Origin of the sequence: Dyadobacter pollutisoli, assembly GCF_026625565.1 — a bacterium.
Lineage (GTDB): Bacteria > Bacteroidota > Bacteroidia > Cytophagales > Spirosomataceae > Dyadobacter > Dyadobacter pollutisoli.
Map to the genome: position 1 here is coordinate 5,579,116 of NZ_CP112998.1, position 17,032 is coordinate 5,596,147.

At 45.0% G+C, this 17,032-nt stretch carries 15 protein-coding genes; 4 read left to right on the forward strand and 11 right to left on the reverse strand.

Annotated elements, in window-relative coordinates; all coding sequences use genetic code 11:
* Window positions 1–5 precede the first annotated feature (5 nt).
* On the forward strand, window positions 6–1,388 hold the full coding sequence (locus ON006_RS22790) for a high affinity choline transporter 1 (protein WP_244822337.1): 1,383 nt from the start codon (window positions 6–8) through the stop codon (window positions 1,386–1,388).
* Here ON006_RS22790 and ON006_RS22795 read toward each other — a convergent pair.
* The 5 genes from ON006_RS22795 to ON006_RS22815 form a co-directional block, all read right to left on the reverse strand.
* Window positions 1,329–3,206 carry a monovalent cation:proton antiporter-2 (CPA2) family protein gene (locus tag ON006_RS22795; protein ID WP_244822338.1) on the reverse strand — a complete coding sequence of 626 codons (1,878 nt, stop codon included), beginning with the start codon at window positions 3,204–3,206 and terminating at the stop codon, window positions 1,329–1,331. The two genes, ON006_RS22790 and ON006_RS22795, sit on opposite strands and share 60 nt — an antisense overlap.
* 15 nt (window positions 3,207–3,221) lie before the next feature.
* Window positions 3,222–3,809, reverse strand: a complete 588-nt coding sequence (locus ON006_RS22800) for an NAD(P)H-dependent oxidoreductase (protein ID WP_244822339.1) — start codon at window positions 3,807–3,809, stop codon at window positions 3,222–3,224.
* Window positions 3,810–3,835: 26 nt separating this feature from the next.
* Window positions 3,836–4,837 carry a quinone oxidoreductase family protein gene (locus ON006_RS22805; protein ID WP_244822340.1) on the reverse strand — a complete coding sequence of 334 codons (1,002 nt, stop codon included), beginning with the start codon at window positions 4,835–4,837 and terminating at the stop codon, window positions 3,836–3,838.
* Window positions 4,838–4,887: 50 nt separating this feature from the next.
* Window positions 4,888–5,466 carry a TetR/AcrR family transcriptional regulator gene (locus ON006_RS22810; RefSeq protein WP_244822341.1) on the reverse strand — a complete coding sequence of 193 codons (579 nt, stop codon included), beginning with the start codon at window positions 5,464–5,466 and terminating at the stop codon, window positions 4,888–4,890.
* 78 nt (window positions 5,467–5,544) lie between these two features.
* Complete coding sequence (locus ON006_RS22815; protein WP_244822342.1) at window positions 5,545–6,339, reverse strand: SDR family NAD(P)-dependent oxidoreductase; 795 nt, start codon at window positions 6,337–6,339, stop codon at window positions 5,545–5,547.
* A 114-nt stretch (window positions 6,340–6,453) separates the two neighbouring features.
* On the opposite strand from ON006_RS22815, the gene ON006_RS22820 reads away from it, so the two are divergent.
* A complete protein-coding gene (locus ON006_RS22820; protein ID WP_244822343.1) occupies window positions 6,454–7,332 on the forward strand; it encodes a PIG-L family deacetylase in 879 nt (292 codons plus the stop codon).
* Between the two features lie 24 nt (window positions 7,333–7,356).
* On the opposite strand, the gene ON006_RS22825 is transcribed toward ON006_RS22820, so the two are convergent.
* The 5 genes from ON006_RS22825 to ON006_RS22845 all read right to left on the reverse strand — a co-directional run bounded on the left by ON006_RS22825 (window position 7,357) and on the right by ON006_RS22845 (window position 11,924).
* Complete coding sequence (locus ON006_RS22825) at window positions 7,357–8,124, reverse strand: class I SAM-dependent methyltransferase (protein WP_244822344.1); 768 nt, start codon at window positions 8,122–8,124, stop codon at window positions 7,357–7,359.
* Window positions 8,121–9,041 carry a glycosyltransferase family 2 protein gene (locus tag ON006_RS22830; protein WP_244822345.1) on the reverse strand — a complete coding sequence of 307 codons (921 nt, stop codon included), beginning with the start codon at window positions 9,039–9,041 and terminating at the stop codon, window positions 8,121–8,123. Before ON006_RS22830 ends, ON006_RS22825 begins: the two co-directional genes overlap by 4 nt.
* Window positions 9,038–10,135: a DegT/DnrJ/EryC1/StrS family aminotransferase gene (locus ON006_RS22835; RefSeq protein ID WP_244822346.1), complete on the reverse strand. Its 1,098-nt coding sequence runs from the start codon at window positions 10,133–10,135 to the stop codon at window positions 9,038–9,040. The genes ON006_RS22830 and ON006_RS22835 overlap by 4 nt, the downstream gene beginning before the upstream one ends.
* Complete coding sequence (locus ON006_RS22840) at window positions 10,132–10,518, reverse strand: sugar 3,4-ketoisomerase (RefSeq protein WP_244822347.1); 387 nt, start codon at window positions 10,516–10,518, stop codon at window positions 10,132–10,134. The genes ON006_RS22835 and ON006_RS22840 overlap by 4 nt, the downstream gene beginning before the upstream one ends.
* Window positions 10,519–10,724: 206 nt before the next feature.
* The gene (locus ON006_RS22845; protein ID WP_244822348.1) at window positions 10,725–11,924 is read right to left on the reverse strand and encodes a hypothetical protein; all 1,200 of its coding nucleotides are present in this window, start codon (window positions 11,922–11,924) and stop codon (window positions 10,725–10,727) included.
* 148 nt (window positions 11,925–12,072) lie between these two features.
* Between ON006_RS22845 and ON006_RS22850 the strand changes: the two genes are divergently transcribed.
* Window positions 12,073–12,618, forward strand: a complete 546-nt coding sequence (locus tag ON006_RS22850) for a hypothetical protein (RefSeq protein WP_244822349.1) — start codon at window positions 12,073–12,075, stop codon at window positions 12,616–12,618.
* 91 nt (window positions 12,619–12,709) lie between these two features.
* Window positions 12,710–13,828, forward strand: coding sequence for a hypothetical protein (locus ON006_RS22855; protein WP_244822350.1), 1,119 nt, complete (start codon window positions 12,710–12,712; stop codon window positions 13,826–13,828).
* Window positions 13,829–13,874: 46 nt separating this feature from the next.
* Here the strand turns inward: ON006_RS22855 and ON006_RS22860 are convergent, their stop codons facing one another.
* Entirely contained in the window at window positions 13,875–16,973 is a 3,099-nt protein-coding gene (locus tag ON006_RS22860; protein WP_244822351.1) for an AAA family ATPase, read from the reverse strand.
* Between the last annotated feature and the right edge of the window lie 59 nt (window positions 16,974–17,032).

A 17,032-nucleotide genomic window follows, 5' to 3' on the forward strand; every position in this document is an offset into this window, starting at 1 on the left:
TACTGATGCTAGCATTTTCCATTTTCGCCTATTTGCTGGCCAATCTTGGGATAGGACTTTGGGCCTCCAAAAGAATCTCCACGACCCAGGACTTCGTATTAGCCGGCAGACGGCTCCCATTGCTTTTGGCTGCATCCGCTACTTTTGCAACCTGGTTTGGCTCCGAAACCATTATGGGCGCACCGACGGAATTTGTCGAAAATGGCTTATTGGGCGTCATAGAGGACCCTTTTGGCGCTTCCCTTTGTCTTTTGCTTGTTGGGCTTTTCTTCGCCCGCCGGTTTTACAAAATGAATATCATTACGTTCTGCGATTTTTTCAGGATACGTTACGGACGCTATGCAGAACTGATATCCGCCATTCTCATTATCCCTTCCTATTTCAGCTGGATCGCCGCTCAGCTAATGGCGATGGGTATCGTTTTAAAAGTGGTACTAGGCTGGTCTTTAACCTATTGCATTCTGTCGAGTTCGTTGGTAGTGATCTTTTACACTATCTGGGGCGGTATGTGGTCTATTTCCATTACCGATTTTGTGCAAACCGTTATGATCATTATCGGCCTGCTCGTGGTATCGGCGGTTTTGTATGAAAAAGTTGGCGGTTTTACACCACTTATTGAGGCCGCCCCCAAAGGCTTTTTCCGATTTTACCCTGATTTTACTTTCAAAGCCTCCGTGGAATATTTCGCAGCCTGGATTACCATAGGCCTCGGCTCCATTCCTCAGCAGGATGTTTTTCAGAGGGTTATGTCTGCGAAATCAGCGGAGGTATCGGTAAAAGCGACTTTACTTTCCTCCCTCATGTACCTGACCGTGGCATTGCTTCCGCTTTTTATCGGGTTATGCGGCCATCACCTCTACCCGGAGTCGGACAAAGATGGCCAGATGATCATTCCTAACATGGTGCTGCAGCATATGAACCTGCCGCTTCAGATCATATTTTTCGGAGCCCTGGTCTCTGCTATTCTGAGTACTACCAGCAGCGCGATCATGGCGCCGTCGGTAGTTTTGGGAGAGAATATCTTCAAGTTCTTTAATCCGAAATTGAATGATGAACAACTATTAAAAATCATTCGCATTGGTATTGTCGTCATCACTGTGGTATGCATTACCCTGGCAGTCACCCGCGAAAGCATCTTCGATCTCGTGGCCGAATCCTCTGCATTTAGCCTTGTTTCACTTTTTGTACCGCTGGCTGCGGGAATTTACTGGAAGCAAACCAATGAGCAGGGCTGCATTATATCCATGGTACTAGGGCTCGTCGTCTGGCTGATTTGCGTATCCATTAAAACCGAATACCCGCCACTCATTTACGGCCTCCTCGCCAGCCTAGGTGGTATGATAATCGGAGTTCTCTGCTTTCCGGTCCCAGCCGCCAAGCGATTGTAAATTAACAGCCTGCTGGTCGGCACGCATGATCATTTCCAATTCTTCAATGTGCTGTCTCGCCGCATTGACATATTCTTCATCATTCCGAATGCTGGAAAGGTGTTTCAATGTTCTTTCATCATGAATAAAGAACGTCTTTGCAGATCGGGTAGCCTCATGTGCACGGTAGCCTAGTAGTTTCAGAGCATCAGTGCCAACTCGTAAACTGGTATCAAATGTCTCACGGTAAATGTGCATCATACCCGCATTCATCAGGTCGTAAGCATCATTACGGTTCGTGGAGCGCACCAGCATATGCAGGTTTGGAAAATGCTTTTTGACCGTTTCAATCAATTCAAGACGCTTTTCTTCGTCACTGATCGCAATGATGATCATTTGCGCCTTACCTGCTCCGGCAATGTCCAGCAACTCGTAGCGGGTCGCGTCACCGTAATAGACTTTCAAACCCATACGCCTCAGGAAGTCAACATTGTCACTATCGTTGTCGAGTACCGTAGCCTCCACATTATTAGCCCTCAAAAACCTGCCAATGGTATTCCCAAAGTGTCCGTAACCGGCAATAATGACCGGATTATCTTGCTCTTCAATGTCACTCGCCTTATGAACTTCAATATTCGAACCAACGGTGCACAATCTGGGAAGGATCAGCTTTTCGTTGATCATCATGACCAGCGGCGTCAGTGCCATACTGATAGCGACCACGGCCATCATGGTATCGGTAATGTCTTTGGTCAATACGCCTTGCTGCGCTGAGAAACTGAGCAGTACAAAAGCAAATTCCCCAATCTGGCTCAGACCTATGCTAAATATAAAATTTTGCGCATTCCTGACTTTGAATATTTTACCTAAAACAAAAAGGATTACCATCTTAAAACTCATCACTCCGACTACCAAACCAATGATTAAAAATGGCTTTGAAACAATGAGTTGAAAATCGATAGACGAACCTACTGATATGAAAAACAGTCCGAGCAGCAGGCCTTTGAATGGATCAATGGAACTTTCCAGCTCATGACGGTACTCGCTGTTCGCTAAAACAACTCCTGCAACAAACGCCCCCAATGCCGGGCTTAACCCCACGGAAGTCATCAAAACAGCGATACCGACAACCAAGAGCAATGCGGTAGCCGTGAACATTTCGCGCATTCCCGTCCGCGCCATCAGCCTGAATACTGGACGCAGCAGATATTTACCGGTAATTACCACGATGGCAACCGATAAAAGAACAATAATTGCCTGTTGCCACGCAGGAAATGCACTCACAACTGAGCCGGTTCCATGGGTTTCCTGTACGGCCGGATGATCGGCCAGTAGCGGGAACAATGCGAGCATTGGGATAATAGCAAGGTCTTGAAACAGCAGTACCGCAAAGGAGCTTTGCCCGGCGACCGTTTTCAGCCAGCCTTTTTCATTCAATGTCTGCATGACAATGGCCGTGGAAGACATGGCCGTGATCATTCCGAGCGCCAATGATTCTTTCCAGCCTAACTGAAAAGCCATGGCCAAGCCAGCTACAACCACACTGGTAACACTCACCTGCAAGCCGCCCAATCCGGCAATACTTTTGCGCATGCGCCACAAGCGGGAAGGTTCCAGTTCGAGCCCGATGACAAAAAGCATCATTACCACCCCAAATTCAGCGAAATGCATAATGTCCTGCCCTTCCAGCCCTATGAATTTAAGACCGGCGGGGCCAATAGCAATTCCTGCGACGAGGTACCCCAGTACAGAACCCAATCCCAATCGTTTGGCAATGGGAACCATGATTACGGCCGCAGCCAGATAGATCATGGCTTGAAAAAATACAGTTTGTTGCATCAGAAAGGCAGGGAATTATTTATAAAGTTCGTTCAGATATTCAACGTGCTGGTAATGATGCGAGCCGATTTCATCTTTTACAAACGCATTCAGGATCGAAGCATATTGCTGTCCGTAAGATTCAAGTTCTGCCTCGCTGACGGTATAAGTCTCGTGGACGACAAACGGGGGCAGATACTCCATTTTGCACAAATGGGCCGTCTGGTTAAAAGGAAGCAGAAACTGGTTCACCGGAAAACGGTTATAGCCCGTCTCTTTGTATGCCTCTTTTCCACCACCACACGACAATGCATTGAAGATCTTCTTTCCGGCCAATGCATCGCCTTCAGGGCCATAAGCCCAGTTGTATTCCAGTACCAGGTCCTGCCATTGTTTCAAAATAGGCGGACTGCTGTACCAGTAAAACGGATGCTGAAAAATAATGACATCATGCTGTAAAAGAAGCTGTTGCTCACGTTTTACATCTATATAAAGATCAGGATAATGCTCGTACAGATCATTAAAAGTGACTCCTTTGACATTCCGGCAATGCGTTTCCAAAGTTCTCTGAACATTGGATCTGCTTAATGTGGGATGTGCAAACTGGATCAGTATTTTGGACATAATAGGAAATTTGGCGCTCAGAAATGCTAAGGGATCAAAATTACGGAACCTGTCGTTTTTCTCGCTTCCAAATCTGCCTGTGCTTGATTTGCCCGTGACAATGGATAACGGGTAATCGCCAGCTTTCCAAAAATTCCTTCCCGAACGGCAGCAAAAGTATCTTCCGCGAAGAGTTGCAGTGTTTCGTAATCCGGAATATAAGCACTTAATGCCGGAGTTACCAGGGTTATGGACTTCCTTCTTAATGCGGTATGGTCAATGTTTTCGGGCTGGCCTGAGGATGAGCCATAAAGCACAATCTTCCCGCCTTTGCGGATCAGGTCGATCGAATGTGTGAATGTGTCTCTGCCTACACCGTCGTAAACCACGTCCACGCCTCTCCCTCCGGTAATGTCATTGACTGAGTTTACAAATCCGTCACACTCCGCCAGAAATACGTGATCAACGCCATTTTCAATCGCTATCTCCTTTTTCTCCTCCGAGCCTACCGTACCGATCACGGTTGCACCCAGCGCCTTCGCCCATTTGGTAACGAGCGAGCCTACGCCGCCTGCGGCCGCATGTACGAGGATTATATCTCCTTCGGAAACAGAATGAATGGATTTAATCAGCATTCTTGCCGTGAAGCCTTTTACCATAACAGCCGCAGCCTCTTCCAGCGTCACATCGTCCGGTATGTGGATCAATTGATTGGTCGACACGATCCGTTCCTCCGCATAAGCTCCCGGAATAAAATGGTACCCTACACGGTCGCCGGTCCTAAATTCCGTCACCCACGGCCCTACCTCCTCAATAACACCAGCAGCCTCTACCCCAGGCACATATGGAAATGACTTGACGGGAAATTTACCGTCTCTGAAATATGTATCTACAAAATTCAGCCCCACAGCCTCTTGCCGTATTTTTACCTGCCCCGGGCCTGGCTCGCTGATCGTCTCTTTTTCATAACCGAGTACCGACGGAGTTCCTTGTTTGTAGATTTTTACTATACCCGATGTTTTTATATTTTCTCTAATTAACCCTGACATATCCGTGATCATTACCAACTACAGAATGATCATTCTATAATTGAATAAACTTATTTTTTTATTGATTTAACCAAAAACTCGGCTTGTTGCTGCAACAGTTCCGGGTCACCATAAACCAGGTAAGACTGCCAGAAACCCGTAAAATTGGAAACGATAAAATTAGCCAACATTGCCGGATCGCGCTTGCTATTGATCTCTCCTGCCTTCTGCGCTTTTTTTAGCAGCTCTTTCAGGACAGCTACCATGTTTGTGGTATTTTCTTTTAATATGGCATGTACCTCTTCATCAACCGAAGCCAGTTCAAACGCGGATTTGACTCCCATGCATGTTTTCCCTTCTGCAATGGTCCGTAGCGCAGCCCTTTTGATAATTTTTTCCACAGCCTTGATCGGCGACTTTGCCTCCTCTACCGTCCTTTGATAATCCTCAAAAGTACTATCCGTATAACTTCTCAGACATTGCAAAAACAAAGTGTGCTTATCTCCATAGGTATCGTAAATGCTGCCCCTGTTCAGCTCCATCGTTTCGACGAGATCCTGCATGGAAGTAGCGTTATACCCTTTCTGCCAGAAAAGGTCTCTTGCCTTCTCCAACTTTTCTTCTGGTTCAAATGCTTTGTTACGTGCCATGATTATCAGACAATTATTTCAGAACGATTGTTCCAGAATCGGATATTAAATTTCACTTGCTACACCATTCGATTCTAACTACAAAATGAATTTCGCAACGCCGCCATCCACTTTGAGCGCCGAACCATTGGTACCTGATGAAAGCGGGCTGGCAACGTAAGTGACCAGGTTCGCAATTTCTTCCACCGACGCAAAACGTTGAAGAAGTGACGTCGGTCTGGCAGTTTTAAAGAAATCCTTTTCCGCTTCTTCGGCACTTACCTGCGTAGCTTCACCCAACTGACGCACGAATTCCTGAACGCCCTCTGACTTTGTAGGTCCGGGCAAAACCGAATTTACAGTCACATGAGTCCCTTTGGTCAACTCCGACAAACCTCTGCTAACGGCCAGCTGGGCCGTTTTGGTGGTTCCATAATGGATCATTTCCTCAGGAATATTCACCGCCGATTCGCTGGAAATAAAAATAATGCGGCCCCAGTTTCTTTCAATCATTCCCGGAAAATAGTGCCGCGACAAACGCACGCCGCTCATTACATTCACTTCAAAAAACCTGAACCAATCTTCATCTGTAATTTCTGTAAATGGTTTAGGTTCAAATATTCCTGCATTATTGACAAGGATATCCACCTGTGGCAGTTTTTTCAGCAAAGCATTCACTTCATCTGCCTTTGAAAAATCAGCTGCAACCCCTGATATATCGCCATCGGGAAATGACTCACTCAGTTTTGCGACTGCTTCGGCTACTCTGTCATCCGATCTTCCGTTGACAACCACTTTCGCACCTTCCTTCAATAAACTCTCAGCAATCGCAAATCCGATGCCCTGAGTTGAACCGCTAATAAACGCTGACTTTCCTTTAAGCTGTAAATCCATATTAATATGATTGAAATACAATTTGTTGATGTTTACCTGACCGAAATTCCCGTGCCTTGATTTGGCAGCAGGATTTAGTAACTTTATAACACCTTACTTCCAGAAATCGTCCGCATGAAGAAATTTTATCTGCTATTTTTTTCGCTGCTTACATTCGGCGCATTTGCCCAAAGCCCCAGAGTACTGATCGTGACGGCGCATCCCGACGACGAAACCATGTTCCCCGTGACTATTTTCAAAATCACGCACGAATTGAAAGGCTCAGCCGATCTTGCACTCATTACCGACGCATCAGGCGGGTACAATGGACTGGTAGCATCAAGTTATTACGGCATGAACCTTGTCGATTCCGTTACCGGAAGAAAGCATTTGCCTTTGATACGGAAGAAGGAATTGATGGCTTCCGGCGAAATCCTGGGAATTGGTAATTTCTTTTTCTTTGACCAACTGGACGACTACTACAACCGGGACGAAAAGCCCTATTTGCTAGGCAAAAACTGGGATATCAACTATGTGGAGCGTCGCCTGGATCAGATACTGGCGAAAGGAAACTACGATTTTGTGTTCTGTCTGGTACCGGGCGAAGGTCAGCACGCACATCATAAAACTGCGTCAATCAGCGCCATTCGTGCAGTTCAGCGTTTTAAAGGTACCAAAAAACCGGTCGTTTTAGGTGGACAATCACAGGCCAAGGGTTATACATTCAAATTTTCACAACTGGACGGTTACCCCGAGACCGCAATCCTTCCCAATGCACCGGTGTTTGAATTTGATCGTACTTATGGTTTTGGAGAAGACAAAAAACACAGCTACATGATCGTGGCCGACTGGGTAAAAGCAGCTCACAAGTCGCAAAGTGGAGATATGAATCAATCAATGCATCGCGGCGACCTCGAAGCATTCTGGTACTTTGCGATTAATGGTGAAAGCGGGATTAGTAAGGCGAAAGAACTATTTGACCAGGTCAACAGCTCCGGATTTTCCAAAAAATGAAATAAAGGCATTGAATTTCAGACGCTAGACCTGTTTCATTGTCATAAACAATGAACTTCCGAAGGGAGCTTTGCGAAAGAGCCACGATTCTGCCTTGGTAATTCCTTTCAGGATTCTATTAATGGTCTCGCCGGGGAATTTCACATCAGAATCCACCTCGTGAGCCTGTACTTTCTGGTGCCGGATCTGATATTTCTGCCATTGCCGCACTAATAATATCGGCAGCGACAGCGCGAAAGGCCAATAGGTGCTATAACTGATTTTCAGCCCCGCAGCCCTGGAAAAGTCTACAAATTGCCTCAATTCAAATCTTCTCGAACTGCCAACTGCCAGATCATGTGTGCCCGAAAAAGCTTCAAACGCATGAATATTGATGATCAGCAAACCATTCGGGTTAAGTCTTTGCCTGAAAGTATTCAGCGCTCTTATAATTTCTTCGTCTGTCAAAAAATACAATGCATCATTACAGCATATGATGTCAAATGTCTCACCGGGCCGGAATGCTGCTACATTTTTTAAATCACCAAACCCAACCAGCAATCCCCGCTCAGCCGAAAAATCAATGGCATGCTGTGAATAATCAAAACCGAAGAGATTTCCATAACCGTGTCCATTCAAAAAGGACAAAAGTCCGCCAGTCCCGCAGGCCGCATCCAGTATCCTTACCTCCCGGTTATCCGCATTGAAATGTCTCCTGATCTGTTTCAAAACCTTGTCATGAAGCACCAGGTACCACCAGAGTTTCTGCTCTGTTTCGTACATCCGCTGGTACTCCATCCTGTTTGCGATCATAGAACCTTCCCACTGTTAAACTTGATCACATATTGCGGCTGCCCACTTTGCGCCATGAAACTTTTACCAATATACTCGCCTAAAACACTCAAAAGTGTACATTGAATACCTCCGATAAAGATAATTGTCGCCGTTACAACCTGCCAGCCCTTTGGATCTGGCCCTGTTACCCATTGGATCGTCAGGAACAGAAGTAATAAAAAACCCAAGCCGAACAAGCCGAGACCAATTGGCATAAATAGCCGGATCGGTAATGAGGAGTAGCAAAATAATATATTCAGAAACAAAGAGATCAGTTTTTGCCAGGTATAGTTCGAAATTCCTTCTTCTCTTTTCAAATGCTCCACCTGAACCGTCCCGATGTTACGTGTAATCCTGAAAATAAGCCCGTCAATGTATGGGTAAGGCCCCTGGTATTTAATTACCTCCTGTACCACTTCCTTTCTGATCAGCTTGAAGCTGGACAGGTAAAGGTCTTTGGGTTTATTCAGCAGGTAACTTGTCAGCCAATTGACGAAGCGGCTGCCCAAATTCCGGCCAACTGAATGCTGTTTCTTCGCATAATATGTGTACACAACATCAAAATCTCCTTTTTCTGCTGTGTCGATCAGTTTAAGAATTTCTTCCGGCGGATTTTGGAAATCATCATCGATCATGACACAATACTCACCATAAGACCAGTTCAGCCCGCACATAACTGCATTAAACTCTCCGTAATTCCTCCGCAATGAGATAAACCGGACATTGGCATACATCTGCGCCAAATGCCTGCAAACCTGTTCCGAATCATCCCGGCTGGCATCATTGACCATTACAATTTCAAATTCAATCGCAGATAAAGTTGTCTGTAACTTTTCAACCAGAGGCGTGATGGTCTTTTCACTGTTGTAGACCGGGATAATTACAGATAACTTCATGTCTGATAATCGAATTGATTAACCGTATGGATGATGTAGGAAATTTCGTCGTCGCTCAGGACAGGATTCAGTGGTAAGCTAACCACTTCCCGGTGTATTTGCTCAGTAATTGGCAATTCCAGATGGCCAAATTCCTGGTAAGCCTGCTGTTTATGAATGGGCAAAGGATAATGAACATTCGTTTGCACGCCTTTTGATTCGAGGTATGTGGTCAGGTCAGCGCGTCGGGGGTGGCGGATTACAAACAAATGCCACGCGTCTTCGTTAATCCTGTCATTCGGTGGCAATACCAACTCCTTTACTTTTATTTCGGTTAAATATCGGTTTGCAATTTCCCTTCTCCGTTTGTTCTCCATGTCGAGAAACGGCAGCTTTACATTCAATATCGCCGCCTGCATTTCGTCCAAACGACTATTGACACCCTGATAGTCATTCTTATAACGCACGACAGAGCCATAATTTCTCAAATTTCTGATCTTTTCGGCCAATTCCGCGTCGTTGGTCGTCACGGCACCAGCGTCACCGAAGGCACCCAGATTTTTGGTAGGATAAAAACTGAATGCGGTTGCATCGGCGATGCTCCCTGCTTTTTTGCTATTATAAATAGCCCCGTGTCCTTGTGCTGCGTCTGTTATTACCTTCAAATCATATTTTGACGCGAGTTGCATGATGGCATCCATTTCGCAACTTCTGCCGTAAAGGTCCACCGCAGTGATCGCCTTTGTTCTTTCAGTGATACTTTCTTCGATCAAATCCGGGTCAATCAGCATTGTATACGGGTCAGGCTCGACGAATACAGGCTTCAAATGAAGGTAACTGACGGGCAATACTGATGCAATATAAGTATTGGCGGGAACGATCACTTCACTTCCTCCCTCAAATTCATAAGCCTTCAATATCAGTGTGATCGCATCAAGCCCATTGGCTACGCCTACGCAATGTTCGGCGCCACAATATGCTGCAAATGCATTTTCAAAAGCTTTTAATTCATTCCCCAGAATATACCAGCCCGACCGGATTACACGCGTACAGGCTTCCTCAACGGCTTTGAGATAAGGAGCGTTGACCTGATTTAAATCCAGGAAAGGGATCATTGGGATAAAATCTGGTTCAAAAGGTAAGGTTCGTCGATATAGTCGGCTCTGTCGTAATATTCATTTGAAAGTACAAGGAGAATAGCATCTTCTGAAAAAGAGTCCATCACATGCCAGTCTTTTGGTTCAAGTATCAGGCAGGAAACCGGATTATCCAGCATGAAGTACTCTTCTTTTTCCCCATCATTGGAGTATATACGGCAGCTTCCGTGGATACAAATTAAAGCGTTCCAGGTTTTGTGATGTCTATGCCCGCCGCGCTGCGTTTCACCAGCTCCATAGATATAAAAAACACGTTTTATAGTACCGGGGATAATCTTTTCAAAAACTGTAAGATTACCGGAATCAGTGTTGAAAGTATCTAGTTCAACTAATAGTGGCATAAGAAAATTTCAATGTTAGGGCCAAGTTCAGCGATTTTTTCTTGAAAATACAAAAATACCATTTACATAAAAAAACCGATTATCCTCAGGTGGCTATCAATTATCTTTCATCAATCACTTGAAAAGGAAAGACTATAAATATATAATGTAACCGCTAAATATAATATTGAATTTTCAAGAAAAAATGAAAGTTTTCATTTTAGTATTTAATTGAAAAAATTCCAGGACATCACTTTGTCGAGATACATCAGCCCTTTTACAGGCAGCGGTTCAAGCCATAAAATTTTGTTATATCCCATGTAAAAGACCTGCGGATGACAAACGCAAATGATCGTTGAAAAGAAGAAAATAAGCCTGACAGAGCGACATGAGGCCGTTTTTAACAAAATGAATGCTCCTAATAAAATGAACGGAAAGCCATAAGACAGCGCGCGGTCAATGTCATGCACGAAGATTCCTGTGGCGAGCAGGACGGCAAAACCAATTGCCAATGCCAGAATAAGGAGGTAACGTTTGGTAAGCCACAGGCTCAGCAATGCCGCCCCCATGATGAGCCAGGTTCCTTCAAAAGCACCCCAAATGCTGCTACCCAGACCGTTACGATGTGCATCGGCGAGCAACACCGGTGTTCCTATGGTGGAGTAACTGTGGTCCGGAAAGTACTTCTGCTGCACGTATTCGCGGATACCAAAATAAACGATCCAAGCCGCCCAGACCACCGCGCTTTCTCCTGTAAATGCCGCCTTAAACATACCTGCAAGGCTGAAATCGTCCTTTTCATAGGCTTTCGTCACAATCCACCAAAGCAATAAATAACCTCCGGCCACAACCGCACGCTCATCCGTAAAAAATGCAAATTGCACCGAAAGAAATATGACAACAGGATTGCGGCTCAGCAATGCGATGAGTAAAAAGAAATAGGCAAATTCGTCGCCATAGCCATGCACGTCCGCGAATGCCCATACGCTTACAAATATATTCGCGAGCGACATGACAAATAAAGCCGTCAGAACCTTGTCGCCGGAAACTGCAAAAATGTAATCGCCAGCCTTTTTGAGGAATAAAATACCTAGTATACCCTGCAACACCAGGATCAGAACTACATTGTGGTTCGTCAGCAATGAGAGTAGCGGAAGTGTCCAGCGAAAAATCATATTTTCGCGCCGAACGTCATACGCCATATCTTTGGGATGGAAAAGGTCCTGAGCCTGATTTTGTACAAAAACCCAGGCGTCCAATTTGCTTCCATAAACGCTCAAATGATCCACCAGAAGCGAATAGGGAGGAAAAGCGAGGAATAGGGAAACGAAAACAGAAACAAATGTGAGTTTCCAGATCCAGTTTTTATCCGTTAATTTGGCATCAATCCAGGAAAAAAATAACTTGTAGAAGTTTTCTAAAAGCATAAAGCGAAAGAGGGCGAATTCCGACCCAAATATACGGTTTTAAGGAGTATTCAAAATATCTTATATGTAACCGATATTCACTCAAAAATTAATTTATAGTGAACAACATTTACATAAATTATATTATTTTTGGAAAATTTTACACTATTTGAAAAGACTTATACCCATAGCGCTTCTCGGTTTACTGCTGTACAACACGTTTGGACTAGCCGTGGCTGTTTTATGCTTTGACAGGCAATTCGAGAGTGCTTCGGTTACCCATTATAACCCCGTTCCGGAAATCTTAGCTGTCGCTGTACCTTCCTTACCCTACACCAGTTCATGGGAAAATGAACAAGGTGCTCCCGGTCTGATCAGGAAAAATGGCGAGTTTTATAATGTGACCCACCAGAAGATTGAAAATGATACGCTGTATGTAACATTACAGCCCAATGCCTCTGCAAGAGAACGATTCTTTGAGCTGGCGCAAAACATGAACCATCTCACCGATCAGAAGCAGAAAAGCCAATCTGCATCGGACAGGGCAGTAAAACTACTGAGCGAGCTACTCAAATCTTACCTACCTTTTTCTCCGAAGGCAGAGCTACATCCCGACATTTACATTACCGAACTTTCTATCGACTTTCCATATTGTGCCGGTTTTGCCAGCGCACCTCCCCTCTCTACGATTGTACCGCCACCGGATCTTGCTTAATTTTTTCTGTTAATCCCCTTTCCAATGGAAATCTATTTCATTATAGATCAGACCATTGTATTTATTTATAACTGAAAATATTAAGATCCCAATGAAAAAAATATATACACTCTTACTGGTTCTTTGCCTGCTAAGTGCTCAACCGACAACCAACCTGTTCGCTCAGGGATGCGTAGCTATCCGAGGTATGAGCGCATGCAGCCCCGGCGCGACTTCTGCCGATTTTTTCAAACAACAAAACGGTAAATTTCAGGTCAATGCAGGCTATCGTTTTTTCCGGTCATTCCGCCATTTCCGTGGCGACCATGAAGAAAGCGAGCGCGTTGAGAATGGTACGGAGGTAATCAACGTTTCACACGCATTGGACTTGGGTGCAACTTATCAGCCCAACATGCGCTGGTCTATTTCGGTCAATCTGCCTATTCAGCACAATGACCGTTCATCTCTATACGAGCATTACGGTAATGGGATTACTGCAAATCCTGAGCAGAAACGCTTCCACACAAAGTCAAAAGGAATTGGTGATCTGAGAATATCGACCAGCTACTGGCTGCGCGATCCTTTGAAAATGCCAAAGTTCAATATTTCAATCGGTGGCGGAATTAAGCTGCCTACCGGAGATCGTAGCGTGGAAGGTAATTTTCACAAGCTGGATAAAGAAGGCAACGATTACACTGTTGTAAAACCGGTAGATCAGTCCATTCAGCTCGGTGATGGCGGCGTCGGCGCATTCCTGGAAACACAGGGCTATCTTTCTTTCAGCCACAAAGTAGCATTGTATTTCAATGGATTTTACCTTTCCAATCCACGGGAGACTAACAAGGTGAACCGTAATCCACAAGCTACTACCATCGATCCAAACACAGGTTATTTCAGTGTGGCAGATCAGTTTGCAGGCAGGCTCGGCGTTAGTTACGCATTGGGACACAGCGGAATATCCGTGATGCTGGGTGGCCGTGCAGAAGGTGTACCTTCTGATGACCTGATTGGCGGCAGCAAAGGTTTCCGTCGTCCGGGGTACGTGATTTCGGGAGAACCTGGGATTTCTTACATTAAGAACAAATTTTCAGCTTCGGCTAGCGTTCCGGTTGCATTATACCGTAACCGTACTAAAAGCTATGCTGATAAACTGGATGTTACCGGCAAGACGCAGGGCGACGCAGCTTTTGCTGACTACCTGATTTCATTAAGTGTGAGCCGCTGGTTTTAACAAGCGAGACTTGGCAAGTCTTGAAGACTTGCCAAGTCTTATTTCCCTACTTCCAGCTAGCCACAATACGGCTACCTTCCTCACTCTCCTTAATGCTCAGATAAGTCTGAATTTCCTGCTGCAAATCCTCCACGTGGCTGATAATACCAACGATACGGTTCTCTTTACGCAGCGATTTCAATGTCTCAAAAACCGTTTGCAGCGCATTTTTATCCAGTGACCCAAAACCTTCATCCAGGAAGAAGAAGTTATGTTTGGACTCATTGCGAATGTGAATGTGGTCGGCCAGCGCCAGGGCTAGTGATAATGCAGCCTGAAATTTCTGCCCGCCCGACAATGTTTTGAGCAAACGCATATGCCCGCCATTCAGCAAGTCCCTCACCCAGAAGCTGTTCCCCTCACCCAGTTCCAAATGTAGCTGCTGATGCGTCATCTGATGAAAGCGATGGTTCGCCGCCTGGATCAGGTTCTGCAAATAGATACTCGAAGCATAATCCACAAAACCGCTGGAACGGAAAAGTTTGGTCAGTTCGCCCAAATGCTCCCGCCTCAATTCCAGACGACTTTTTTCTTTGAGTAGCAATGCTTTTTTAGCAAGATCTTCGGCCATCTTCTTCAAAAGACCGTCCAACCTGCCCTCTTCTTTCCGCTGATTATGGAGATTCACGGCAAGTACTTCTTTAATTCGGGTTGCTTCCTGGTGCTTTTCAGCGTCGTATAGTTGCTCGGGATTCTCGTTCACGAGATTCTGCAGATCGCGGCCAGTCGTTTCCAATGCAAATTTATATTCGTCAATGGCCTTTCGCTCCGCATCAATCTGAATCGGTTTTGCAAGAATGTCATTCACCTGCACTTCGGACTCAAACCTGTATTTTTTCAACTGCTCCTCAATTCCCGCCTGTACTTCCCACAAATCCTTCCGACTGTTTTCCAATGCAGCCAATAATGTGGCCTGGCTGCCAGATAAGGTATTTTTCTCTTTTTCAAAAATATCAATTTGCTTTTCGGCCTGTTCAAATTGTTCGGTGATCTGTCGGTACCGCAGTTTTAATTCAGTAATTTTCTTATCGATCGCCGACTTTTCCTGACCTTCAAAATCGGCAGGTTTAACCTTCGTCAATTGATCGGTCAATGTATGTACCGTATTTTCGAGCCGTAGTATCTCGTCCCTCAAATTCTGCAACGGCTTTTCAATCTTCTCCGTTTTTTCCAGGATCTCTGCTTCAATCTTACCTGACAACAATTTAATGGCAGCTTCAATTTCCTTGATTTCAGCCTGGTTTTTATTGACTTCCGCAAAGTGTTTCTCGAAACCCTCCCGGTCATTTTTATCAAATTTTGGCCAAGCAAATTCACTCTGATGCAGTTCCAACCGCGATTTCGCTTCTGCAAACCGCTGCTTGATCGAAGCTTTCTGTTTTTCCAGGTTTTCGATCTGGTTAAAAATCTTTTCAATGGGCGATTGGAGCCGTCTTACATTTTTCTCCTGATCGTCCAATGTTGTGATCTGCTTTTCCAGTGCCAAAATTTCACCGGAAAGCGCGTGATCTGAATGCAGGACGGCCGGATGATGTTCCGAGCCACAAAGCGGACAGGGCTCACCGTCTTCCAAACTGCCTGCATACTGATGCAGGGCCAGTTTCGTATTGATTTGAAGCAGTTGTCTGTTAAACGTTTTTCTCTCCGTTTCCTTCGTTCCAACAAATTCCAGAATGCCATTCTGAAACAATTCCTGAGTTATATTTTCACTAAAATTGATCGATGCTAATTCGCCTATTTCGGCCAATTTCTTTTTCAATCCCTCATTTTGCGCGACAATTTCTGCCAGCAAAGCCTCCGCCTCATTTTTGACAACTTGTCGGTTTTCAGTAAGCGCATCCAAAGTATTAAACCAGGATTTTACCAGGCTGATCTCCTGAATGTCTGAAATCTGAGTCTTGCGCAGCTCATTTTCAGCCTCTTTATCTAGTTTTTGCTTTTTGACCAGGTCAATGCTTTTTTCTTTCTCGTTCAATTGCTCCTCGCCTCGCATCAATGCCTCTTTTCTTTTGACCAACGCGGCTTTATTCTCCAATATTCTGATCACCTTTTCAAGCTCCTCAGCAGTATCCAAAAGCTCCTCGCGCTTTTCATATTGCGGCTTCAATTGTAGCAAAACCTCTTTTTGCTTTTCAAGTACTCCCGCCAATTCTGTCGTACGAACCTGATTTGCCTCATACATTTTCTGATCTCGGGCGATACCACTCGTCAGGTTCGTTTTTTGATCAAAAAGCGACTTGAAATGCAGCGAACAGATTTCAAAAGTCCTTAATATTTCTTCCCGCAATTGCATGGCAGGCCGCTGTGCCTCTAAACCTTGCAATTGATTCCGCAGCAACTGAATTTTCTCCGCCGTTAATTTCAACTTCTCAAACTGGCTTTCTAGCTCAGTCTGGACAATCAGCTCATCATTGATCTTTTTGATTTCAAGCCTGACCTCATCCCGTCTCTTTTCCTCAGCTTCCACCATTTCCGGTGTCACTTCGCCCAGCCCAAGCAGTTGTCCGTCGACATTGGACAATGCCATGTCATTTTGTTTGCTCAGCGAGCCTACGTTTCGGCTCAAATCATACTTTTCAAGCTGGAAAAGCTCCTTCATCATCCGCGTCCTTTCGGCATCCTTCAGTTCAATAAACTCCTGAAAACGTCCTTGCGGAATGATAATGGTACGCCGGAAATTGTCGTAGCTCAGCCCTATTATACTTTCTGTCGATTCATTTTCCGAAAGCGGGACCCATGCATTGTCCTGCCATATATATGCTTTTCGTTCAAAGGTTTTTACATCCTTGAAGTTTTTACTATTCCTTTTTCCTCTTACCGTGAACCGGTAGCGATCGCCATTTTTCCCTGCAATGCATTCAAAATCAATCAATAAATCATCCGAGCGGAGATTCATCATGTTGTAGGTACGGTCGTCGCCCGACTTATTGAGCCGCTCCGTATCACCATATAATGCAAAAGTAATGGCTTCCAGAATGGACGATTTCCCACTTCCTACTGATCCGAAAATCCCAAACAGCGACGCATCCGTCAAAGGATCGAAATCGATCTCCTGTTCGGTTTGGTAAGAATAAAGGCCTTTAATTTTCAGGTACTTAGGGATCATTTTGGCTTTCGGCTGTCGGCTGTCGGCCGTCAGCTTTGAAGAGTTGATGAAAATGAATG